The sequence below is a fragment of the Novosphingobium sp. BL-S-34 genome (assembly GCF_056857015.1).
On record NZ_CM166473.1, the window covers coordinates 1632833 to 1656700 of the forward strand.

Sequence of the window (23868 nt, forward strand, 5' to 3'; positions counted from 1 at the left end):
AGCCCGCCCGGCCTGCCCGCTCAGGGATAACGGTAAAGCACCGGTTCGTGCTCGCCCGCCTCGACGCGGTCACCCACGATCGCCACCCGTGCCCCGGAGGCCCGCGCAGCAGCGACGCCGGCGGGAGAATCCTCGAAGACCAGGCACGCTTCGATGGGAACGCCCAACAGGTCAGCACCCTTGAGGAAGCCTTCCGGATCGGGCTTGCCGCAAGTCACGTCTTCTGCCGCCACCATGACCTGCGGCAAGGGCACGCCCACGGCCTCAAGCCGTTTCACCTCCAGTGCGCGCGGCGCCGATGTGACGATGGCCCAGGATCCGGGCGCTAGCCGCTTCACGAAATCCGCGATCCCCGCGATCGCCACCACGCCGTCGAGATCGGCGATCTCCGCCGCTTCGATGCCCTTCAGTTCGGCTGCCAGATCGAGGCCGCTGCCGCCGAAGCGCCGGATCAGGTCCTTGCCCTGCACGCCGTGGCAAGCCGCCAGCAACGGCTGGGGATCGATGCCGTGCCGCTGGGCCCACGCGGTCCAGACCCGTTCGACGACCCGCGATGAATCGACCATGGTGCCGTCCATGTCGAACAGGAAGGCGGCGAAATCACGGTTCTGGAACTGAGGCATGACCCCAGCCTAGTGCCCTGCGGCGCGAATGGAAAGGCGGTGGTCAGTCCCCAGGCGCCGCGCCGAGGCCGCTCCCGCGCGGATAGAGGGGCTTGTCCCCCGCGGCCCTGCTTGCGGTGGTGACCGGAGAGCGGGGCAAGTCGAAGGGCAGGCGCCCGCGCGCCCGGGCTTTTCCGGCGACCACGTCCGCGACGGCGGCATCGCTGGCGCCGAAGGTCGCGAGAATGGCCCGCGTATGGGGGACCATCGCCGTCAGCACGGCGGGGCGGTCCATTTCGATTGCGACGATGACCGGAACCCGGGCCGCCGCGGTCCGGATCGCCTGCATGTCCGGGTCGGTATCGCGAAATTCGAGCCTGCCTTCATGCTGGCGCGATCCGAAGAAGTGATAAGGGTGAAGCGTCTCGAACGGCGCCGCGCTGCGGACGATGGCCGCATCGGCATCCTCCAGCCGCGTCACCACTTCCAGCCCGGCCGCCCGCGCCGCCTCGGGATCGAGGCCCTGCAGCCAGACCCGCGCGCCGCGGCGCAGCGGCAGGATACCGCCTTCGTTCCGAAGCAGGACCTGGCTGGCGCGCTGGGCAGCGTCGGCCTCGGCCTTCACGGCAGGATCGCCCAGCACTTGCTCTGCGCGGCGGGGATCGACGAAAGGCTGGTCGAACAGGCCGAGTTCGAACTTCAGGCGCAGCACCCGGCGCACGGATTCGTCGATCCGCGCCTCGCTCACCAGCCCCTGCTTCACTGCCTGGGTGATCGGATCGGGACTGTCGATGCCGCCGAACTGGTCGAGCCCGGCATCGATGCCCTTGGCGAAGCGCTGCACCACGGTCAGCCCCTCCACGCCCCAGGGCATGCCGATCGCGCCGGGCATCTGCGGTGCCTCGGCGCTCGGCGCCGAGCAGCGTTCCGGGCAATCGCGCGTGATCGACCAGTCGGAGACGATCAGCCCGTCGAACCCCTTGCCGCCGCGCAGCAGCCCGGTCAGCAACGGCTTGCTGAAACCGGCCCCCACCGGCTCGGCCGGCTTTCCGTCCAGCGTCACGCCGTGCAGCACGACGTAAGTGGGCATCACGCCCGCGCTGTGAGCGGCCAGGGCGCCATCGAAGGCGCGGATGTGCTCGGCCAGTTCGCGGTTGTCGAGCGTGACGTTGCGGCCATAGTAATTGTGCCCGTCATAGCCCTCTGTCGCGGCGCCATAGCCAACCCAGTGCTTGACGATGGTGGCGACGCCGCTGTGCGTAACCCCGTCCCGTCCGCCCTGGAAGCCTTCCACATAGGCCCCGGCCATGCGCGACACGAGCGACGGATCGGACCCGAAGGTGGCGGTGATGCGCGGCCAGCGCGGCTCCACGCCGATGTCGGCCTGCGGGGAAAGCGCCATGTGGATGCCCACGGCGCGATATTCGCGCGCCGCCGCCGCGCCGAAGCGCCGTACCAGCGCCTCGTCGCGCAGCGCTGCGAAGCCGAGCGTCTCCGGCCAGGCAGAAAAGCCCTTGCCGCGTGTGCTGGCGCCGACAACCGCCTGGAAATGGTTGCGCGGATCCGTGCTGATCGTAGCCGGAATGCCGAGGCGGCTCTCCTCTGCCGCGCGCTGGACGGCATTGTTCTGCTCGGCGAACTGGGCGGGGGGCAGGTCCAGCCGGGTGATGAAGCTGGACATGTGATCCCGGCCCACCAGGTCGCGGACTTTGGCCATGTCGTAGCCGCCGGCGGAAATGCCGATCGCCGCCCCCGGCGTCGGCCCGGCGCCCGGAAGCGTGCCATGCGCCAGCGTGCCGGTCTTCTCCTCCAGCGTCATCCGGCCGAGCAGGTCCTCGACGCGGCGCTCGATCGGGGCTTCGGGATCCTCGTAAGGGTCCTTCTGCCCGTTGTGGTTCAGGTCGCGCCATTCGGCCGCCTGCGCCGATCCGCAGCAGAGCGCCGCCAGTACCAGCCCGCCGAGCAGGCCCTTCGTCCGCCGCCCCTTCATGCCGCGCGCTCCCGGCGCGGCAGGCCGGACATGCCGAACAGCAGCGCCGCCAGCGCCAGCGGCGAGGCCACGGCGCAGACGATGGAGATCGACAGGCCCAGGCGCGAAGGATCGGCGAAGACCATGTCGGTAACCAGAGCCACCGAAGTCGGCCCCAGGGTCGAGCCGACCAGATTGATGGCCAGCATGTAGATCACCGAGACTTGCGCGCGCATGCGGTTGGGGGTCAGCGACTGGAGCGTGGCCAGTCCGCCGCCGAAGTTGAAGCCGGCAAAGAAGTTCATGCCGCCCACACCCGCCAGCGCGAGCCCGGCCGTCGGCATGAGCGGGAAACCGATCGTCAGGGGAATGAGCGCGGTGAACCCGATCACCGCGGCCAGGAGGTTGCCGTTCACCACTCCGCGCTTTTGCAGCCAGGAGCCGGCGAAGCCGCCGCAGAGCGCGCCGCTCGTACCGCAGAAGAACACCATCCAGCCGTAGGAGGCGCCGATCTGCGAAATCGACATGCCATAGGAGCGTTCGAGGAAAGCCGGGATCCACGCGCCGGTGCCGTTCCCCACGAAGATCATGAGCGCGAAGCCGACGATGATGCCGAAGTAGGCGCGTCCGTGGGCGGAGAGCTGGCCGAACAGCTGGGCCACGCTTGCGCTTCCCTTCCGTCCGGGATTCTCATGGCCGGCCGGCTCCGCGAGCTTCGGCGCGCCGCCACGGCGAACGGGTTCGCGCACGAACAGCATCGCCAGCGACAGCAGCGCGCCGGGAATGCCGAGCGCCAGGAAGATGATGTGCCAGCCCTTCATCGTCCCCAGCACCGGTATGGCGATTTCCGAGGACGGCGGCACCGCCCCGGCGATCAGCCCGCCCAGGATCAGGGCACCGGCCCCGCCGAGGTAAACGCCCATGTTGTAGACGCCCATGGCCAGCGCCAGCCGGTTCTTCGGGAAATAGTCCGCCAGGATCGAGTGGGCGGCAGGGCTCAGTCCCCCCTCCCCGGTTCCCACCGCGACGCGCGCGGCGAAGAGGCCGCCGTAGCTGCGGGTCATGCCGCAGGCCGCGGTGGCGAGGCTCCAGACGAAGATCGACACGACGATGATGTTGCGGCGGTTGGACCGGTCTGCCAGCCAGGCCACGGGGATACCGACGATCACGTAGAACAGGGTGAAGCTCAACCCGTAGAGCAGGCTCATCGCCGTGTCGGAGGCGCCGAGGTCTTCCTTGATCGGCTGCACGAGCAGCGCCAGCGCCTGGCGATCGACGAAGGCCAGGGTATAGGCCAGCATGAGCAGGATCGCCGCCGTCCAGGCTTCGCGCGCGGGGGGCCAGCTGCCGCCATCAGGATCGGGAACCGGATCAAAAACCGGATCGGGAACCGTCATCTCCGGCGCCGTCTTCAGCGCGGCATCCTTCGCGGTCTGCAGCATAGTCCCCATCCCTGTATTCTTGTCTTGCCCGGCGCCGTTCGTGCGGCGCCTTTCTGGTGCGACCCGAAAGGCAATGGACAAGCGAGTATTTAGCGCTACAACTAACCGCATTCCCGGGATTGTCAACGCAGTTGTTGGTCAATTCGAACCAAATCGCATCGGCCGGGCACATCCTTGCCAAATTGCGGCCGGAACCTATGACAGGGGCGATTATGACAAGCGGTACGACCCCTCGAAAACGACGGCGCGGCGGCGGCGGCCCCACGATTGCCGAAGTGGCCGAGCTGGCAGGCGTATCGACGATGACCGTCTCCAACGTGCTGAACAACCGGCCGGTCGTCCATGCCGACACCCGCGATGCCGTGCTCAAGGCCGTGAAGGCGCTCAACTACACGCCCAACAGCGCCGCGCGGGCCCTGGCCAGCGCCGCCACCCTGCGGATCGGGCTGGTCCACAGCGATACCGAAAGCGCCCTGCTCAGCGCGATCCTGGTCGGCTCGCTCAAGGCCGCCTCGCGCCTGGGCGCGCAGCTCATCATCAACTCCTACGACCTGGCCGATCCGGTCGGCGGCGTGGAGGCTTTCCTGAAGACCGGGCTGGACGGGCTGCTGCTGCCGCCGCCGCTCTGCGAAATGGTCAGCGCCGCCGGCATTCCGGAGCGTCACGATACCGCGATGATCGCCCTGGCGCCCGGCGGCGATCTCCGCAACATGGACTGCGTGCGGATCGACGACGAACAGGCCGCTTACGAAGTGACGCGGATCCTGCTGGAAAAGGGCCACCGCCGGATCGGCTTCGTCACCCTGCCCGGCGCGCTGGTGGCGGTTTCGCGACTGCGCGGCTATTTGCGCGCGCTGGGCGAACAGAGCGTCATTCCCGACATGAGCCTGGTCTGGGAGGCGCGCCCGACCTTCGATGCCGGGCTCGATCTGGCACAGCGCGTGCTGATCGACGACCGCCGCGTGACGGCGGTGATCGCCGGTAACGACGATATGGCCGCGGCCTTCGTCAACGTGGCCTTGCGCAACAACCTGTCCGTGCCCGGCGACGTCTCGATCATCGGCTTCGACGATACGCCGATCGCCGTGAAGATCTGGCCCGCCCTGACGACCGTGCGCCAGCCGCTGGCGCTCATCGCCGAAAGGGCCACCGAGCGCCTCGTCAGCATCTTGCGCGAAGAAGGCGGGAAAAGCGCCGCAGTGGAGGCCAGCTACGTGGACTTCACCGTGATCGAGCGCAATTCGGTCGGCGTGCCTCCCAAAGACGGATAAGCCGCAAGACAGATAAAAAGGCGGCGGCGGACTTGCGTCCACCGCCGCATGGGCAACCGGCTCGGGAGGAGGAGGTCGAGCGGTCGCCCCAAGGTATCGATACTACTCCGCGTCCGGCTGACGGGACGGGACGGCAACCTGAAATGCCGGCAGGGCGTTGCAGGCAGCTTCCACTTCCGCAATCCTCGGGAAGTCGAACCGCGCGCCGAAGCGCCGCGCATTGCCGAGCTGGGGCACGAGGCAGATGTCGGCCAGCGTGACTTGCGCGCCGAAGCAATAAGGGCCTTCGTTCGCCGCAATCGTCGCGGAGAAGGCTTCCAGCCCGGTCTCGATCACTTCGCGCGCCCAGTCGGTCACGGATTCCTCGTCCAGACCGCGCGCGCGCAGCATGTCGAGCACCTTGAGGTTCTGGAGGGGATGCACTTCGCAGGCGATCAGTTGGGCCGCGGCGCGGACTTTCGCGCGTTCCAGCGGATCTGCCGGAAGCAGCGCCGGATCGGGCCGGATCTCGTCGAGATACTCGCAGATGGCCAGGCTCTGCGTCAGCACCGCACCACCGACTTCCAGGCTGGGTACGAGGCCCTGCGGGTTGAGCCGGAGATATTCCGGCGCCCGCTGTTCGCCCGCGCGCAGCCGATAGGTGCGCCCGCTCCAGTCCAGCCCCTTGAGCGCGAGCGCGATGCGCACGCGCCACGAAGAGGACGACCGCCAGAAGGTATGGAGGACCAGCGGGTCAGGCACCGGCCGGCGGCCCCACCTTCACCACGGTATCGCTGAGGCCGGCCACCGAGATGACGATCTCGTCGCCCGGCACCACCGCGCCCACGCCGGCGGGCGTGCCGGTGTAGATCAGGTCGCCCGGCTCCAGGCGGTAGGCGTTCGAGAGGAAGGCGATAAGGTCCGCTACCGGGTGGATCAGCTCGGCAAGGTCTGCCTCCTGCCTGACTTCGCCGTTGACCGTCAGGCGGATCGCGCCTTCGTTCAGCGGGCCGGTTTCGGCGATCGGATGGATCAGGCCAAGCGGAGAGGATTCCTCCACGTTCTTGCCGGCATCCCAGGGGCGGCCCTTGGCCCGCGCTTCCAGCTGGAGGTCGCGGCGGGTCATGTCGAGCCCGGTGGCATAGCCGTAGACGTAGTCCAGGGCGTCGGCCGCGGCGATGCTGCGCCCGCCCTTGCCGATGGCGACGACCAGTTCGGCCTCGTAATGGAAGTTCGCCGTCGACGGCGGGTAAGCCATCACCGATCCACTGGGGATCACGGTTTCCGCCCACTTGGTGAAGTAGAACGGCGCCTCGCGGTCAACCTCGACGCCCATTTCCTTGGCGTGGTCGGCATAGTTGCGGCCGATGCAGAACACCCGGCGGACCGGATAGTCGTGACCGTCGCTGGTCTTCGCAAGGACGGGCGGCAGCGGGTCGAACAGATAGGTCAATGGTTGAACTCCCGGTAGAGATCGAGCTTCACTTGCGAAGCCTTGTCGGAATAGGCGAACAGGACCAGCTCGGTCGCGGCGAGGAAGCGGTGCGGCACCCAGGAGGGCACCACCACCACGTCCCTGGGCTTCAGGGCGATGGTTTCCTCGCCCAGCCGCAGTTCGCCGGTACCTTCGCAGACGACGAAGACGGTGCCGTCCGTCGCCTGGCGGGTGCGGCTCTCAAAGCCTGCGGGCAGCAGCCGGACATGGGCGGAGATGGTGGAGAGCACCGGGCCGCCGTCTGCGGGATTGGTGAATTCCAGCGCGTGGCCGAAGTGCGGGTCGATTTCGCCCGCGGTCGCCAGCGACTGGAGCGCGGGGCGCCAGTCGGCATAAGGATAGTGGAACAGCGGCCGTCCTGCCGGTCGCCGGTCCGCCGCGCTGCCGCGCATCGGGCGCATGTTGTGGCCGTAGCGCGCCAGAGTGTCGCCCGGTGCGGCCGTCTCGGGATGGGCCGCAGAGCCAAGGCGTTCCGCAAAGCTGGCATCGAACAGGCGCACGGTCGGGATGTCCAGGCCGTCGAGCCAGATCATCGGCGCATCGCCGTCGTTGCCGTGATCGTGCCACTGGTAGGCCGGCGTCAGCACCAGGTCGAACTGCTCCATCACCGCTTTCTCGCCGTCGAGCGCGGTGAAGGCGCCGCTGCCTTCCATGACGAAGCGCAGCGCGTTCTGCGCATGGCGGTGGCAGGGCGCCACTTCGCCCGGCAGGATCAGCTGAAGCCCGGCGTAGAGGCTGGGCGTGATCGCCGCCTGACCCGCCAGTCCGGGGTTCTCCATGATAAGCACCCGGCGCTCGGCCTGCTCGGCGCTGATGATGTCGCCGGCCCGCATCAGGAAGTTGCGGGTCTCCGCATAGTCCCAGCGCCAGGGCCTGGCGGGCGAGCGGGGCTCCGTGAGGACCAGTGCATGAAGGCTCTCCCACAAGGGCTGGAGCCCCTGCGGCGCCATCGCGGCATAGAGCGCTTCGAGCTGCGAACGCTGGTCGTTGGCGCCCTGAGTCATCTCGCCTTGAGTCATACCGTCCTCACCACTTGAGCTGTTCGAGGCCGCAGAACGGATCGACCGGGCTGACGCCGGTGAACGGTGCCTCTCCGGTGAGACGCCGGACCGTTTCGCGCTGCACCGGCTCGATCGCGCTATAGGCGTTCACGCAAGTCTGCATGTGCGGCGCATCGAACAGGTAATAGGGCTGGCCGAAGGAGACCATCAGCGTGGGGATTTCGCGCGAATACTGCGTCATCGCCTTGCGGTTGTTGCCATGCAGCTTCGCGAAATCGAGGAAGATGCGCGAGGCGCTGGGCGTCGCTTCCTGCCCGACCAGATAGAGGACAAGGTCGGTGTCCTCACGCGAGGGCATCGCCTCGGGATCGAACCTGCGCACCTCGAAACCGCGCTGTTCCAGCTCGGCAAACACAGGGCCGTAGCCGCGATCGAGCGAGCCGTCCCAGAAGCTGAAGCCTTCCTCCTCGATCACCACGACCCGGCGGTGCTTCACGGGATCGAGCGGCAGAAGGTCCTGCACGTCCTTGACCAGGGTGACGCTCTGCCCGGACGCGGCGCGGGCCGTTTCGAGGTCTGCGGGGGCCTGCAGCGCCTCCTGCATCTCGGCCAGCGGCATGAGCCGCTCCGAAGGTTCGCGCAAGTGCAGCCCCAGCTTCGCCTTGAGCGTGAGGATGCGCGTGACCGCCTCCTCCAGCCGGGCTTCGGACAGCAGGCCCTTGCGCAGACCGTCCAGCATGAAGCCGTAGTCCCGCTCGGGCGCGCGGCTGAACAGGAAGATGTCGCAGCCGTTCTCGATCACGGTGGGCACCGTCTCGGCGCGCTCCATCCAGCCCGTCAGCCCGCCCATGCCGGTGGCGTCGGAGATGATCAGGCCCTTGAAGCCCAGTTCCCCGCGCAGCAGGTCCTGGTTGAGCAGGCGCGAGACGGTGGCGGGCTGGAAGGCTTCCCGCCCGGCATCGGGCAGGCGCGAACGGATATAGGCGGGGAAGGCGATATGTGCGGACATCACCGTCATGACCCCGGCCCGGATCAGCGTTCCGTAGATGCGGCCGTAAAGCGCATGCCATTCCTCCACCGAGAGCGGGTTGACGCTGGTGACGAGGTGCTGGTCGCGCTCGTCGAAACCGTCGCCCGGCCAGTGCTTGAGGCAGGCAGCCACGCCCTCTTCCTGAAGGACGCGGGCATAGGCGCCGGCTTGCGCCAGCACCCGCTGAGGGTCGGAGCCGAAGGAACGGGTGCCCACGATGGCGCTGCGGAAGGCCTCGTTGATGTCCACCACCGGGCCGAACGACCAGTCGTAGCCCAGCACCCTGCTCTCGCGCGCGACGAGGCGGGCGACCGCCTCGGTCGTGGCCAGATCGTCGCAGGCCGCCAGCCCCATGATATTGGGCACGGCAGTGGCGAAGGGATAGCTGATGGTGCCGCCCTCGATGTCGCCGGTGAAGATCGGCGGCACGCTGGCGCTTTCGACCGTGAACATCGTCGCCTCACGGAAGGCGGCAAGGTCGCGCCGGGGGAAGCGGTTGATGCCGCCGGGCTTCAGCGCAAGCAGCGGCGCCAGTTCCTCGCGGCTGTCCTGCGAGGTGGAGAAGACGAAGAGCTGGCCGATCTTCTCCTCGGTGCTCATCGCGTCGCGGGTGCGCTCCACCCAGGCCTGGGCCTTGGCATCGATGGCGAGGGGATCGACGGTGTCGAGAGAAACGGGGGCAATATCAGTCATGGAAAGTTCCCGAAGTCACGGCCACCGGGCCGCGCTTGAACGGCGCGAAGCGGGTGCGGGCAGCAGCAAGACGGCCGCGCATGTCGGCAAGGACATCCGGGTGGCGATCGGCCACGCTGTAGTTCTCGGCCGGGTCGGCGTTCAGGTCGTAAAGCTGCGGGTACTTGGGATCGGTGGGCCGGAAGCCCGCCAGGAAGTAGTCGCCGGAGACGTATTTCCAGCGCTGCGTGCGGATCGCCACCGGGTCTTCATTGTTGAACAGGACAAGTTCCTCATGGGGAGACTGCTGCGCGCCGCCGAACAGGACGGAGGAAATGTCCTTTCCGTCCAGTTCCGCGTCGGGGAGGGCGACGCCGGCGAGCGCGCAGCAGGTGGGGAGAAAGTCGATGGCCATGGCGATCGCATCGCTGTGGCCGGAAGCGGAGATCGAACCGGGACACCAGGCGATCAGCGGCACCTTGCTGGCACCGTCGTAGCCGCCGCCGCCCTTGCGCTGGCGCAGGGGGCCGCTCGACCCTTCGTACCAGGGTCCATTGTCGGAGGTGAACAGCACCAGCGTCTCGCGGTCGATCCCCAGCTTGCGCAGCAGGGCGAGGATGCGGCCGACCTTGTCGTCCACTTCCTCCACGGAATCGCCGTAAGCTCCCGCGTTCGAGCGGCCCGCGAAGGGCGCGGGCGGGCGGCAGGGCAAGTGCGGCGCGCTGAGCGCCAGTTCCACGAAGAACGGCCTTGCGGCGTTCTCGGTGATGAATATCTCGGCCTCCTCGCAGAAGATCTGCTGGAGCGGCGTGATCTCGACAGGCGCCTGCACGGCCTCGCGCCCGCCCTCGGCGCGCACCAGCACCAGGGGGCTCATGTCGTGGCTATAGGGGATGCCCACGAAGCGGTCGAAGCCGTGGTGCGTGGGCAGCCAGTCCGGTCCGCGATGACCGAGGTGCCACTTGCCGAACAGGCCGGTCGCATAGCCGGCGGGCTTGAGCGCCTCGGCTATGGTCACTTCGGATTTCGGCAGGACGCGGTCGTCGTTGTAGAGGATGACCTTGTCTCCAAGGCCCGTCCGCACGGGATAGCGCCCGGTGAGCAGCCCCGCGCGCGAGGGCGTGCACAAGTTGGCGGCGGCATAGAATTCGGAGAAGGTCAGCCCTTCGCGGGCCATGGCGTCGATGTTCGGCGTGGCGATGCCGCGGGCGCCGGTCATGCCGAGATCGCCGTAGCCGAGATCGTCGCAGAGGATCACGACGACGTTGCGCGGGCGGCGCTTCCCCGCGGCCATGGCGGCCGGCGCCGAGCAGGCTGCCGCGGCGGCGGCGCTGGAGGCCAGGAATTTGCGTCGATCCAAGGCGCGATCCTTCAAGAAGCGGCCGGGCGCTGGCGCCCGGCCCAAGGTGGGTCTCAGAAACGGGCGCCGAAGGTCGCACCGAAGTAGCGGCTGGAGTCCTTGTTGTAGGTGCCGACCAGATCGTAGGGATTGGCCGTGGTGGACATCAGCGAGTTGTGGCCGATGCTGGTCAGGTAGTTGGTGTCGAACAGGTTCTTCACGAAGACCGAGAGGCTGTAGCGCTTGTCCGGCGTGGCAACGCCGACCGTGGCGTCGACCAGCGTGTAGGACGGCTGGCGCGTCAGCGGATCGAGTTCCGAGGTGAAGTACTGCGCGCTGGTGAAGTTCACGCCCAGTTGTGCGAAGGCGCTGAACTTGTCGCCTTCGTAGTCGTAGCGCGGCGACAGGGTGATGCGCCAGTCGGGGCTCGCCTGAAGCGGACGATCGCGCAGGTTCTGCTGCGGGGTCGCGCCGGGGGCGGTGCGGTAGCACACGTTGATCGGCGTGCCGGTCATCACCGGTGCGGCAGCCTGCAGCTGCAGCGGGCAGTTCAGGCCGTCGATATTGATGCGCGACTGCGCGTACGTGACGCCGGCATTGACCGAGAACGAGTCCGAGGGACGCATCGTCGCTTCGATTTCGAAGCCGCGGCTGCGCGACGAACCGGCATTGGTGGTCACGAACTGGATGACGCCGGTGGTCGGGTCGGAACGGTTGGCCTGGACCTGCAGGTTCGAATAGTCCGCCTGGAACAGCGCGGCCGAGAAGGTCAGCGTACGGTCGGACGTGCTGCCCTTGAAGCCGATTTCATAGGCGTTGACGTGCTCGGGCTGGATCGCGGACTGGTTGGCAAGGTTGGCCGAGATTTCCATCTCGTAGCCCAGGCCCTTGTAGCCGCGGGTATAGGTCGCATAGACCTGCGCATTGCGGCTGAACTCGTACTGCAAACCGGCCTTGCCGGTAACGGCGGTGTCGTGGGCCGAGAAGCTGCCGCTGGTGCTGGCATTGCCCGGGAACACGTTGTCTCCGGCGACGATCGGGGCGGTGCGGGTGCCGCTATTGGTGCCCTTTTCGTACTGGACGCGGATGCCGCCGATGGCGCGAAGCCCGCCGACGATGAGATAGTCGGCCTGGCCGAAGGCGGCGATGCTGTCCTGCTTCAGGCGGATGCGGCTCTCGGCGGACTGCCACACGATATTGGTGGTGGCGCAAGGCTGGCCGACGATGCCCGCGGTGCAGCGGGCACGGCGGCGGTCGAAGGGACGCAGGATGTCGCTGTGCATGTAGAAGGCACCGACGACGTAATTGAGGTCCGACTTGCCGTTATTGGCGATGCGCAGTTCCTGCGACCAGGCGCTCAGATCGACGATGCCGTGGTTCTGGTTCCAGAAGGTATAGGGCGCGAAGGCGGCCGTACCCAGGTAGAGCGGCGAAGTGGCGTTGATGCGGTCGATCGGCTGGTTCACTTCCAGATCGTACTTCTGGTAGGCCGTGATCGAGGTGATCGACGCGGCGCCGAGGTCCCAGTCGGCCTGCAGCGAGTAGGTCTGCGACTTGCTGTTGGCGTATGTGTCGGTGTCTTCGTTGATCGTGCGGTTCTTGCGGCTGGCGTCGATCGGGCCGACGACCTGCTGCAGCACCGGGTTGACGATGGAGATCAGCGTCGAAGCGCAGCAATCCGCGTCGGTCTTCTTGTATTCACCGGCGAGCAGGAAAGTGAGGTTGGGCGTGGCTTCCCATTCCAGCTTGCCGCGCACGCCCCAGCTCTTGGAGCCGTTGACCCACTTGTCAGTGCCGATGTTGCGCGTCACGCCCTGGACGTCGCTGTAGAAGCCGGAGACGCGGGCGCGCAGGGTGTCGGTGATGGGGCCGGACACGGTGCCGCGCGCGCGATATTCGTTATGCTCGGCGATGGTGATTTCGCCCTTGCCCTCGAACGTGTCGGAAGGGCGCGCAGTGGTCACGCTGATGACGCCGGCGGATGCGTTCTTGCCGAAGAGCGTGCCCTGCGGGCCGCGCAGGACTTCGATGCGCTCGATGTCGGCCAGCTCGGAGAAGCCCTGGGCCGAGCGCACGGCGACGACGCCGTCGACAACCACCGAGACCGAGGATTCGACGCCCTGGCCGAACAGGGCCGTGCCGATGCCGCGAATGCGGAAGCTGGTGTTGGTGGGGTTGGCGCCCTGCTGGAACGAGAGCGAGGGAATGGCGGTGACCAGCGAGGTGGTGTCGTTGATCTGGCGCGCGGCCAGCATGTCGGCGCTCACCGCAGTGACGGCCAGCGGCACGTCCTGGAGGCGCTCGGCGCGCTTCTGCGCGGTAACGACGATATCGCCGGGCATGGTGCCGTCAGGCGCGGCGGCATCCTGCGCCATGGCGGGTGCGGCCCACATGATGGCGGCGCCGAGCGCGGTGACGGAAACGGTAGACGCACCAAAAATGGTCTTCAGAGACATGCTTTTCCCCTCCACTTGGGTTCCCGGCATCTTTGCTGCCCAGGACTTCTGGACATTCGCGCCGGGTTCGAATCACCTGATTCATGTAACGCTAAACTCCAACCGCCCGGCCGGTGTCAACGATTTATTTTACCGCTAATATCGACATTTCTCTGTGGCTGGCGCGAAAGCGGCGCGTTTCCGCGCATTGCTGTTTGGCGACCGATACGACGAGCATCGGGGCGTGTCCTTCGTGCAACAGCAAGCTCGGCCTTCATCAGGGAGCTGCGCAATTACCCGGTTGACATCTTCGGACACACTTGCTGTTTTAGCGTTAAATATCGGCCGCTGAGAAAGACAGGCCATACCAAGTGGAGGGGATCGTGAGGGAACAGTGCGAAAGCGACGGCCGCCAGTGGCCTTCGCCGAAACGGGCGTGGTTCGCTGCCGGGATGCTGGCAGCGGCGAACACGCTGGCCTTCGTGGACCGCCAGGCGCTCGCCCTCCTCGTTCAGCCGATCAAGGAAGACCTCCAGGCCTCCGACACGGCGATGAGCCTGCTCTACGGCCTCAGCTTCACGATGTTCTACGTGCTGGTCGGGATCCCCGTCGCACGGCTGGCCGACCGGGCAAACCGCCGCAACATCGTGGCGGGCGCCGTGTTCATCTGGAGCATCGCCACCGCCCTCTGCGGCTTTGCGCGCAGTTTCGGAACGCTGTTCGTGGCCCGGATCGGCGTCGGTGCCGGTGAAGGCGGGCTCAGCCCCGCCGCCTATTCGATCCTGGCCGACTATTTCCCCAAGGAGCGCCTGGCCGCGGCCATGGGTGTCTATCAGATGGGCATCTACGTCGGCGGCGCCGCTGCCCTCATGCTGGGCGGTTTCCTGGCCAGCGTCGTGCCTCCGGGCAGCGTGGTCCTGCTGCCGGTGATCGGCGCGGTGAAGGGCTGGCACCTGGTGTTCCTGATGCTCGGCATTCCCGGCATCGTGCTTTCCGGCGCCATGCTGCTGGTGCGTGAGCCTGTCCGCATGGGCCTCAACGGCACCGCCGCTGCGGCTAGCCCGCCCTTCTCCGAACTGGCCGCCCATGTCGTGCGCCATTGGCAGGCCTACCTCGGCATAAGCTGCGGCTTTGCCCTGATGATCCTGGTGGGCAACGCCACCGGCGCCTGGATCCCCGCTTTCCTCGAACGCAAATACGGCCTGACGACTGCGGAGATCGGCGGCATCTACGGCCTCATTACCGCAGTCTGCGGCGTCAGCGGCACGCTGGCAGGCGGATTCGCCGCAGCCGCCCTGCGCCGCCGCGGGTTCGAGCGCGCCAACCTGCTGGTCGCCCTGTTCGGCTTCGTGGCGCTGATCCCTGTCACCACGCTTTTCCCGCAGGCGGCCAATGCGTCGCTCTCGCTGGCGCTGATCGGCGCGATGAACTTCCTGGCCGGGTTCAATTTCGGCGGCGGCCTGGCCGCGCTTCAGGAGATCACCCCGAACCGGATGCGCGCTTCGATATCGGCGGGATACATGCTGATGGTGAACCTGATCGGCGCCGCCGGCGGCCCCTTCGCGATCGCGCTGGTCACGGACTACTGGTACGGCGATCCCGCCGCCCTGCCCCATGCCATCACCATCGTCTGCGCCGTGGCTTCGCCCCTTTCGGTGGCGGCCCTGCTGCTGGGCCTAAGGGGCTACGGCCGCGCCATCGCCGCCCCCGTTGCTGACCCGATTGCCGCCAGGGCCTGAGACTGCTTTCACGCATAGGACGCCGGGCAACCGGACGCACCGGAACAACAGGATGAGGAACCCAATGCCGAAGCTGAATCGCATGACTCGCCTGGCCTGTACCGCCGCCCTGATCGTCGCCGGATCGCTCGCGTCGCAGCCGGGTCTTGCCAAGGCACCGGCATCCGCAGCCGCTCCGGCCCCGACTTCGGCCCAGACGCGCCCCAATATCGTGCTGATCGTGCTCGACGATACCGGCTTCTCGGACATCGGCGCCTTCGGCTCGGAAATCCGCACACCCAACATCGATGCGCTTGCAGCGGGCGGGCTGCGCTACAACCACTTCGACACCAAGGCGGTCTGCTCCCCCACCCGCGCCGCGCTGCTGACCGGGCGCAACCCGCAGACCGTGCGCATGGCCGACCTGCCCGCCAAAGTCCTCAACCCCGCCGACATGACGCGCGACCGGGGCGAACTGCCGCAGAACGCCAGCACCATCGCCCAGGTACTTCACCGCGCCGGCTATGCCACCCATGGCTACGGCAAGTGGCACCTCGCCCCCGAGGACGAGGACGGCTCGCCCGGACATAACGGCTCCTGGCCGCTCCAGCGCGGCTTCGACGATTTCTACGGCTTCTTCCTGGGCTGGTCCGACCAGTACCACCCGGACCTGATCGAGGGGAACCGCACGCTCCCCAAGCCCGACCGGCCCGGCTACCATTTCTCGGTCGACATCACCGACCACGCGATCAAGGCGCTCTCTGCGAACCCGGCGCAGCCGCAGTTCGTCTACCTCGCCTTCGGCGCCGCCCATGCGCCGATCCAGGTGCCCAAGGCTTATATCGACGCTTACGCCGGCATCTATGAAAAGGGCTGGGACGCCCTGCGGCATGACCGTCTGGCACGCCAGAAGCTGATGGGCATCATGCCGCCCCAGGCGGAACTGTCCCCCCGCGCCGACGGCGACCGCGCCTGGGCGGACCTGACGCCTGCCGAAAAGACCGTCTTCGCCCGCTTCATGGCCACTTACGCCGGTTTCATCACCCATACCGACGAGCAGATCGGGCGGCTGGTCCAGCACCTCAAGGACACCGGGCAGTTCGACAATACGCTCATCATCCTGGTCTCGGACAATGGCGCGGCTTCGGAGGCCGGTCAGAAGGGCTCGTTCGACCGGATGTACCGGCCCAATACCCTGACCCCCGAACAGATGCTGGCCCGCCTCGACGAACTCGGCACGGACAAGACGCAAAGCGAATACCAGCGCCCCTGGGCCTACCTCGGTTCCACCCCGTACAAGCGCTACAAGATCTGGCCGCAGCTCGGCGGCGTGCGCACGCCGATGGTGGTGAGCTGGCCCGGCCGCATTCACGACGGCGGGCAGGTCCGCAGCCAGTACGTAGACGCAGTGGACATCGCCCCCACCCTGGCCGCCGCAGCCGGCACCGCCTTCCCCAGGGCGGTGGCGGGGCGGGCGGAAATCGCGGTGGCGGGCAAGTCGATCCTGCCGACGATCGCCAATGCATCCGCGCCGGCCGCCCGCACCGTCCAGTACTTCGAACTGCGCGGCAACCGGGCCATCACCCAAGGCAAGTGGCGGGCCCTGGCGGTCCACCCGCGCGACGGCGATTTCGCCAAGGACGTCTGGCAGCTCTTCGATACCGAGGCGGACCCGGCCGAAAACCACGACCTGGCCGCCGCGATGCCCGCCAAGCTCAAGGAACTCCAGGCGCTGTGGTGGTCGGAGGCGCGCAAATATTCCGATCCGCCGCTGGCCGAGGCGCCCAAGCCTTTCCGCTACCGCGAGATGTTCGACGGCAGCGGCGACCGCACGGCTGCCCCCTCCGGGGAAGAACCGAAGTGAGGCCGCGGTCTGCCCCGGCACTCGCCGCGCTCGCCCTGAGCACCATGATCGGCGGCATTCCGCCCGCGCTCGCCCGGCCCGCCGTACCGGCTGCGGCTCCTGCCAGCGCCCCCGCTCCGGCTGCGCGCACGTCCGGCCCGCCCAACATCATCCTGATCCTGGCCGACGACTTCGGGGTGGAAGGCATCAATGCCTATGGCGGCGAATACCACACGCCTCATGTCGACCGGCTCGCCGCCGAAGGCACCCGTTTCGACAATGCCCACGCCATGCCGCTCTGCTCGCCTTCGCGCGTGCGGCTGATGACCGGGCAGGAGAACTGGCGCAATTACGAGGCCTTCGGCTATCTCGCCCCCGGCCAGCGCACGTTCGGCAATGTCATGAAGGAGGCGGGCTACGTCACCGGCATCGTCGGCAAATGGCAGCTCATGGGCAACGGCTTCGACGGCCGCACCGGCATCACGCCCGAGGCTGCCGGGTTCGACGAAAGCTACTTGTGGCAGCTCCAGGCGCTGACGCCCAAGGGCTCGCGCTACTGGGGGCCGACCCGCGCCGCCAACGGCAAGCCAAAGATCAGCGAGGAAGGCTTCGGCCCCGATTTTGACAGCAGGAAGGCGCTGGACTTCATCTCGCGCCACAAGGACAAGCCTTTCTTCCTCTATTACCCGATGGTCCTGGTCCACAATCCCTGGGTGCAAACCCCGGATTCGATGACCGCCGAAGGCGCTGCCAGCCGTTTCAACGGCATGGTGTCCTACATGGACCGGCTGGTGGGAGACCTGATGGCGCGCCTCAAGGCGGAGGGGCTGGACCGGAACACTATCGTCATCTTCACCGGCGACAACGGCACCAACCGCCAGATCACGTCCATGCGCGATGGCCATGCGGTTCGCGGCGGCAAGGGTTCGACCACCATCAACGGCACCCACGTCCCCTTCATCGCCTGGGGTCCGGGCGTCCCCAATGGCAAGGCGAGCGAGGCGCTGGTCGATTTCACCGACCTGCTGCCCACGTTCGCCGACATGGCCGGGCAGCCTGCTCTTGCGGGTAAGGTCGACGGCGTGAGCCAGTGGCCGGTCATCGCAGGCAAGGCGAGTGCCGCGCGCAGTGCGATCTTCATGCACTATGCGCCGATGTGGCAATTCCAGCCGGAGCGCTTCGCTTTCGACGCCCGGTGGAAGCTTTACGGAGACGGTCGCTTCGTGGCGATGGACCCGGTTTCCGGCGTCGAGACAGAAGTGCCCGCCGCCCGGCGCAAGGGCGAGGCCGCACGCCGTTACGCGGTCTTGCGCAAGGTTCTGGCCGATACCCACGACGGCCCGCTCGATCCCACGCGTTATCCGTGGTGCGAAGGGCAGCCATCCGTCGATCCCGGCCAGCCCGCCACCGTCGCCGGCTGCGGCAGGACGCCGGGAGGAGAAGAATGATGCACCGCACGCTCGTTTCCGCAATGCTGGCGGGTACATGCCTGCTCGGCCTGTCCGGCTGCACGACGAACACCGTACCGACGCACACTGCCTCGGCGCAGCGCCCCGCCGCCGCGCAGCGCCCTGCCGCCGCCGCCGGGAGGCCAAACGTCGTCGTCATCCTGGCCGACGATCTCGACTGGGCGGATGTCTCCACGTACGGCCGCGCCGACGTGCCGACGCCGAACATAGACCGGATCGCGAAGACCGGCGTGGCCTTCTCCAGCGGCTATGTCACCGCCTCTGTCTGCGCAGTCAGCCGCGCGGGGCTGCTGACCGGACGAATGCCGCAGCGCTTCGGTTTCACTTACAACATCAACGACGAAGGCGACGAAGGCGCGGGATTGCCCGTCGACCAGAAAACCCTGGCAGAGCGCCTGAAGCCGCTGGGCTACCGCACGGCCGCCTTCGGCAAGTGGCACCAGGGCGCGGAGCGACAGTTCTATCCCACCGAACGTGGCTTCGACGAATTCTTCGGCTTCATCGCGGGCGAAACCAACTACGTCGATCCGAAGACGCCGGGCATCGTCACCACGCCCACCAAGGCGGACAAGTACCCGATCACCCCGCGCACCGGCCATCACGCCATGGTCGAAGGCCCGGAGGCCAGGCCGGCCGACGATTTCACCCGCTACCTGACCGACCAGATCACGGACCGGGCCGTGGACTTCATCGACCGTTCCGCCGGGGACCGGGACCACCCCTTCTTCACCTATGTCGCCTATAACGCGCCGCATTGGCCGTTGCAGGTTCCACAGGCCTATTACGATCGCTTCCCGCAAGTGAAGGATCCGGTGCGCCGCACCTACATCGCCATGATCGCGGCGATGGACGATGGCATCGGCCGTATTCTCGACAGTCTTGAATCGCGCGGGCTACGCGACAATACCATAGTCGTGTTTCTCTCCGACAACGGCTGCCCGACCCGCTTCGGCTTCTGCAACCCGGACCATCCCTGGGGTTCGGGGAAGTTCACATATCTCGAAGGCGGGGTGCGCGTGCCTTTCGTGCTGTCCTGGCCCGCAGGCCTGAAGCCGCAGGGGATCAGCGACAGCCCGGTCTCCTCGGTCGACATCGCCGCCACCGTGCTCCGCGCGGCATCCCCCCGCAGCCCCCTGCCCACCGAACTGGACGGACGCGACCTGGTGGAAACCGCCCGCCATCCCGATTCCGACCGTCTGCTGGTCTGGGGGCAGGAGCCGGTCTATGCCGCCCGGCGCGGCGCCCGCAAGCTCTGGGTCTCGCACGACTGGAAGACCTCTCACCTCTACGACCTGAACCGCGACCCGGCCGAGATGAACGACCTCTCCTCCGCCGACCCTGCAGGCGCGGCCGATCTCTCCGCCGAAATCGAGCGTTTCCGCGCGGGCCTGCCCGATCCGCGCTGGAAACTTCACTTCACCCGCAAGACCACCGTCAACGGTCGCGAGACCGAATGGGTCTACTGACGAGGAATCCCGATGAAGACCAGAACCGCTCTCCTCGCCCGCGCGCTTGCCGGTGCCGCCTGCTTCGCCGCCCCAGCACTTGTACTATTGTCGCCGCTTGCCGCGCAGGCCAAGGTGCCCGCCGCCGCGCCCGCGACGCAGGAAGCCCGCCCGCGCAACATCATCTTCGTCCTCGTCGACGACTTGCGCTATGACGGGATGGGCTTCCTCCAGCCCGGCCTGCTGAAGACGCCGAACATCGACCGCATGGCGAAAGAGGGAACCTACTTCCCGAACGCCGTCGTCACTTCCTCGCTCTGCAGCCCCAGCCGCGCCACGATCCTGACCGGGCAGACCGCGCGCAATCACGGCATCGTCGACAACAACGACGGTTCCGAAGCCGGGCTCACCTATTTCCCCAGCTATCTCCAGCAAGCCGGCTACGACACCGCCTTCTTCGGCAAGTGGCACATGGGCAGCAGCACAGATGCGCCGCGTCCCGGCTTCGACAAGTGGGTGAGCTTCATGGGCCAGGGCAATTACTGGCCCGCCAAGGCGACCACCGCCCATTCCTCGCCCGACCTCAACGTCGACGGCAAGGAAGTGCCCCAGAAGGGCTATATCACTGACGAACTGACCAATTATGCGATGGACTGGCTGACGAAGGAGCGCGATCCGAAGAAGCCCTTCTTCCTCTATCTCAGCCACAAGGGCGTCCATTCCGATCCGCTGCCGCCGCCGCGCTACGCCCACCAGTACGACAAGGCGAAGTTCACCCTGCCGGCCAGCGCCGCCAATACGCCGGAGAACAACGCCGGCAAGCCGGTCTGGGTGCAGAACCAGCGCAATTCCTGGCACGGCATCGACTTCTTCTACAATGCCGACGTGCCGATGACCGAGTATCTCAAGTACTACTACGGCACGCTCTCCGCGATCGACGACAGTCTCGGCCGGATCATGGACTATCTGCGCAAGAACCACCTGGAGAAGGACACGCTGGTTGTGTTCACCTCCGACAATGGCTACATGGTCGGCGAGCATGGGCTGATCGACAAGCGCAACGCCTACGAAGCCTCGATCCGCGTGCCGCTGGTGGTATGGGAGCCTGGCACCGTGCCCGCGAACAAGGTCAACCCCGGCCGCATCCGCAACCTCGACTTCGCACCGACGTTCCTTGACGTGGCCGGCGCCAAGCGCCCGCAGCAGTTCGAAGGCACGAGCGCCTGGAACCTCTGGGCAGGCAAACAGGCCCCGAGCGACTGGAAGCCGGGCGACTTCACTTACGAATACTACTGGGAATACAACTTCCCCATGACGCCGGGCACTTTCGCCATCGAGCGGGACCGGGTGAAATACATCCAGTACTACGGCGTCTACGACACCGACGAACTCTACGACCTCAAGAGCGATCCCGAGGAAATGCACAACCTGGTGGACGATCCCAAGTGGGCGGCGAAGAAGCAGGAACTGCGCATCGCGCTCTACGACCAGCTCGCCAACCGGGACGGCAAGCACATGATCCCCTACGGCGCGCGTCTCTCGACCGGCGCAGTGCGGCGTGACGTGAACGGCAGCCCCGCGGCGGACTTCCCCGCATCGTGGTACATCAAGCCGAACCCGACCGACCGGCTCGATCCGATCCTCCCCGATGGACCGGCCAAGCTCAAGGCGCAGGCCGAAGGCAAGCCGCTGATCTACACCCCGCCGCTGAAGGACGAACTGGTGAAGCAGGTCGGGAGCGCAGGCCAGTGACCGTGGTATCGCGCCGCGCCGTCCTGGGCTCCATCGCCGGCGCCACCACGCTGGCGGCCACGGGCACCGCCGCCCGCGCCGCCGCGCCGGTCCAGCGGCCCAACATCCTGTGGATCGTCAGCGAGGACAACAACCCCTACGTCGGCGCCTATGGCGACAAGCTGGCCCATACGCCCACGATCGACGGGCTGGCGGCCAGGGGCCTGCTGTTCCGCAACGTCTATTCCAATGCCCCGGTCTGCGCGCCGTCACGCTTCGGCATCCTCACCGGGGTCTATCCCGAAAGCTGCGCCCCGGCGAACCAGATGCGCGCAGTGGGCAAGCTGCCGAAGGCGTTCCGGACATATCCCGAGCTGATGCGGGCCGCGGGCTATTTCTGCACCAACAGCGCCAAGACCGACTACAATTGCGACGTGGATCCGCAGGCGATCTGGGACGGACAAGGCAAAGCCGCGCACTGGCGCTCACGCGAAGACAAGAGCCAGCCGTTCATGGCCGTGTTCAATTACGAGACCACGCACGAATCGAAGATCTTCAAGCCCACGCAGGGCCGCGTGACGCCTGACATGATCGACGTTCCGGCCTTCCTGCCGGACACGCCCGGCATCCGCCAGGATTTCGCCAGCTACTACAACCTGATGGAAAAGATGGACGGCGAGCTTGCCGAACGTCTTGCCGAGCTGGAGGCCGACGGCCTGAGCGAGGACACCATCGTCTTCCACTATTCCGACAATGGCGGCGTCCTCGGCCGGTCCAAGCGCTACTGCTATGACGAAGGCCTGTGCTGCGAGATGGTGGTCTATGTCCCGGAGAAGTGGCAGCACCTGATGCCCGGCCGCCCGGGCAGCGAGATCGCCTCTCCGGTCAGCTTCATCGACCTTGCGCCCACGGTACTGGCCCTGGCCGGGGCCGCGCAGCCCGCGCAGATGACCGGGAAGGCCTTCCTCGGCCCCAAGGCCGCGCCGCAGAAGTACGCCTTCGGCATGCGCAACCGCATGGACGAGCGGATCGACTTCCAGCGCACCGTCACTGACGGTCGCTGGCGCTACATCCGCAACTACATGCCGCACCGGCCGCTGGGCCAGCACCAGGCCTTCGAATGGCTCGCCAAGGGCTACCAGGAATGGGAGCAGGCCTATCTCGACGGCAAGCTGACTGAAGCCCAGGCGCGTTTCTTCCAGCCCAAGGTCTTCGAGGAACTCTACGACCTCAAGGCGGATCCGCTGGAGCTGCACAATCTCGCCGCAGAGCCTGCCCACCGCGCCTTGCGCAAGACGCTGAGCCAGGCGCTCGACGCGCATATGCTGGCGATCCACGACAACGGCTTCCTGCCCGAGACGATGGCGGGCGAAGGCTGGGAAGCCAGCCGCGATCCCGCCGTCTATCCGCTCAAGACGGTCATGGCGCTCGCCCGCACCGCCGCCATGGGCCGGATCGAGGGCCTGCCCTCGCTGCGCGCCTCGCTGACGAGCCCGGTCGAAGTGCTGCGCTACTGGTCGGCCATGGGCCTGCTGATCCTCGGCGCGAAAGCCGCGCCGGCCGAGGCGGAGATGCTGGCCGCCCTGACGCGCGAGACATCGCCCCATGTCCGCATCGCCCTGGGCGAGGCGCTGGCGCGCATGAGCGAACCGCAGGCCCCCGCGAGCCAGACGGCGGTGGCCGCGCTCATCGCCCTTTGCGCGGAGGATCGCCCCTGGCAGGTGCGGCTCCATGCCATCAATGCCCTCACCTATGTCGGCGCGTCGGCAGCTCCGGCCCTCGATACGGCGAAACAGGCGATGGCCGGCTCCAACGAATACCTGAAGAGCGCGGGCAAGTATCTCATGCTGAAGCTGACCGGCACCTACACCCCCGCCACTCCGGTATTCGACTGGGAGGGCATGCAGGCCCGGATCAAGGCCGGAGGCGCGCCATGAGCACTGGCACTGGCCCTGCCGCCCCCGCACCCACCCTCGCCTATGCCTTTTCCGCAAGGGTGGAACTGCTCGACCCGATCGACCACGGCATCGTCGAAGGGCGCCGCCGCCGCTTCGTGCCGATCAGCGGCGGCACGGTCTCCGGCCCGGATCTCGAAGGCGCGGTCCTGCCCGGCGGCGGCGACTGGCAGGCGATCGGCACTGACGGCTCCACCCTGGTCGATGCCCATTATGCGCTGCAGGCCAGCGACGGGACGATCATCGACGTGCGCAATGCGGGCGTGCGGGTGGCCAGCGTCGACGTGAGCGAGCGGATCGCGCGCGGGGAGCCGGTCGATCCCGGTAGCTACTACTTCCGCACCGCCCCGCGCTTCGAAGTGCGCGACGGGCCTCACGCCTGGCTGCGGCAGACGATGTTCATCGCCCGCGGCGTACGCCATCCCGAAGAGGTCGTGATCGATTTCTACCGTGTGGAATGATCCGGCCCGGA

Annotated in this window: 17 protein-coding genes; 8 read left to right on the plus strand and 9 right to left on the minus strand. The window is 67.2% G+C overall.

The features are described from left to right. Nucleotides 1–20 precede the first annotated feature (20 nt). From AC1VV3_RS21000 to AC1VV3_RS21010, 3 genes are read right to left on the minus strand one after another with little or no spacing between them, the layout of a single operon-like run. Nucleotides 21–623 (minus strand): HAD-IA family hydrolase, encoded by a 603-nt coding sequence (locus AC1VV3_RS21000; protein ID WP_482962381.1) that lies wholly within the window; start codon nucleotides 621–623, stop codon nucleotides 21–23. 43 nt (nucleotides 624–666) lie between these two features. Further along, entirely contained in the window at nucleotides 667–2592 is a 1926-nt protein-coding gene (locus tag AC1VV3_RS21005) for a glycoside hydrolase family 3 protein (RefSeq protein WP_482962382.1), read from the minus strand. Continuing rightward, the gene (locus AC1VV3_RS21010; RefSeq protein WP_482962383.1) at nucleotides 2589–4013 is read right to left on the minus strand and encodes an MFS transporter; all 1425 of its coding nucleotides are present in this window, start codon (nucleotides 4011–4013) and stop codon (nucleotides 2589–2591) included. The genes AC1VV3_RS21005 and AC1VV3_RS21010 overlap by 4 nt, the downstream gene beginning before the upstream one ends. Nucleotides 4014–4225: 212 nt before the next feature. On the opposite strand from AC1VV3_RS21010, the gene AC1VV3_RS21015 reads away from it, so the two are divergent. Beyond that, nucleotides 4226–5284 (plus strand): LacI family DNA-binding transcriptional regulator, encoded by a 1059-nt coding sequence (locus tag AC1VV3_RS21015; protein ID WP_132267340.1) that lies wholly within the window; start codon nucleotides 4226–4228, stop codon nucleotides 5282–5284. A 102-nt stretch (nucleotides 5285–5386) separates the two neighbouring features. Here the strand turns inward: AC1VV3_RS21015 and maiA are convergent, their stop codons facing one another. The 6 genes from maiA to AC1VV3_RS21045 are packed head-to-tail and all read right to left on the minus strand — an operon-like array spanning nucleotide 5387 to nucleotide 13256. Then, nucleotides 5387–6025 (minus strand): maleylacetoacetate isomerase, encoded by a 639-nt coding sequence (gene maiA / locus AC1VV3_RS21020; protein ID WP_482962384.1) that lies wholly within the window; start codon nucleotides 6023–6025, stop codon nucleotides 5387–5389. Continuing rightward, nucleotides 6018–6716 carry a fumarylacetoacetate hydrolase family protein gene (locus tag AC1VV3_RS21025; RefSeq protein ID WP_482962385.1) on the minus strand — a complete coding sequence of 233 codons (699 nt, stop codon included), beginning with the start codon at nucleotides 6714–6716 and terminating at the stop codon, nucleotides 6018–6020. The genes maiA and AC1VV3_RS21025 overlap by 8 nt, the downstream gene beginning before the upstream one ends. Then, a complete protein-coding gene (gene gtdA, locus AC1VV3_RS21030; RefSeq protein WP_482962386.1) occupies nucleotides 6713–7777 on the minus strand; it encodes a gentisate 1,2-dioxygenase in 1065 nt (354 codons plus the stop codon). Before gtdA ends, AC1VV3_RS21025 begins: the two co-directional genes overlap by 4 nt. A 7-nt stretch (nucleotides 7778–7784) precedes the next feature. Next, nucleotides 7785–9482 (minus strand): glycoside hydrolase family 3 protein, encoded by a 1698-nt coding sequence (locus AC1VV3_RS21035; protein WP_482962387.1) that lies wholly within the window; start codon nucleotides 9480–9482, stop codon nucleotides 7785–7787. Beyond that, nucleotides 9475–10821, minus strand: coding sequence for a sulfatase family protein (locus tag AC1VV3_RS21040; RefSeq protein ID WP_482962388.1), 1347 nt, complete (start codon nucleotides 10819–10821; stop codon nucleotides 9475–9477). Before AC1VV3_RS21040 ends, AC1VV3_RS21035 begins: the two co-directional genes overlap by 8 nt. A 53-nt stretch (nucleotides 10822–10874) precedes the next feature. Then, nucleotides 10875–13256 carry a TonB-dependent receptor gene (locus tag AC1VV3_RS21045; RefSeq protein ID WP_482962389.1) on the minus strand — a complete coding sequence of 794 codons (2382 nt, stop codon included), beginning with the start codon at nucleotides 13254–13256 and terminating at the stop codon, nucleotides 10875–10877. Between the two features lie 362 nt (nucleotides 13257–13618). On the opposite strand from AC1VV3_RS21045, the gene AC1VV3_RS21050 reads away from it, so the two are divergent. The 7 genes from AC1VV3_RS21050 (at nucleotide 13619) to AC1VV3_RS21080 (ending at nucleotide 23857) form a co-directional block, all read left to right on the plus strand. Further along, on the plus strand, nucleotides 13619–14974 hold the full coding sequence (locus AC1VV3_RS21050; protein WP_482962390.1) for a spinster family MFS transporter: 1356 nt from the start codon (nucleotides 13619–13621) through the stop codon (nucleotides 14972–14974). 64 nt (nucleotides 14975–15038) lie between these two features. Then, nucleotides 15039–16817, plus strand: a complete 1779-nt coding sequence (locus tag AC1VV3_RS21055) for an arylsulfatase (protein ID WP_482962391.1) — start codon at nucleotides 15039–15041, stop codon at nucleotides 16815–16817. Next, entirely contained in the window at nucleotides 16814–18244 is a 1431-nt protein-coding gene (locus AC1VV3_RS21060) for a sulfatase family protein (protein WP_482962392.1), read from the plus strand. The genes AC1VV3_RS21055 and AC1VV3_RS21060 overlap by 4 nt, the downstream gene beginning before the upstream one ends. Continuing rightward, nucleotides 18244–19731: a sulfatase family protein gene (locus AC1VV3_RS21065; protein ID WP_482962393.1), complete on the plus strand. Its 1488-nt coding sequence runs from the start codon at nucleotides 18244–18246 to the stop codon at nucleotides 19729–19731. Before AC1VV3_RS21060 ends, AC1VV3_RS21065 begins: the two co-directional genes overlap by 1 nt. A gap of 12 nt (nucleotides 19732–19743) precedes the next feature. Further along, complete coding sequence (locus AC1VV3_RS21070) at nucleotides 19744–21462, plus strand: sulfatase family protein (RefSeq protein WP_482962394.1); 1719 nt, start codon at nucleotides 19744–19746, stop codon at nucleotides 21460–21462. Further along, a complete protein-coding gene (locus AC1VV3_RS21075; RefSeq protein WP_482962395.1) occupies nucleotides 21459–23378 on the plus strand; it encodes a sulfatase-like hydrolase/transferase in 1920 nt (639 codons plus the stop codon). The genes AC1VV3_RS21070 and AC1VV3_RS21075 overlap by 4 nt, the downstream gene beginning before the upstream one ends. Beyond that, the gene (locus AC1VV3_RS21080; RefSeq protein ID WP_482962396.1) at nucleotides 23375–23857 is read left to right on the plus strand and encodes a DUF3237 domain-containing protein; all 483 of its coding nucleotides are present in this window, start codon (nucleotides 23375–23377) and stop codon (nucleotides 23855–23857) included. Before AC1VV3_RS21075 ends, AC1VV3_RS21080 begins: the two co-directional genes overlap by 4 nt. Nucleotides 23858–23868: the final 11 nt, after the last annotated feature.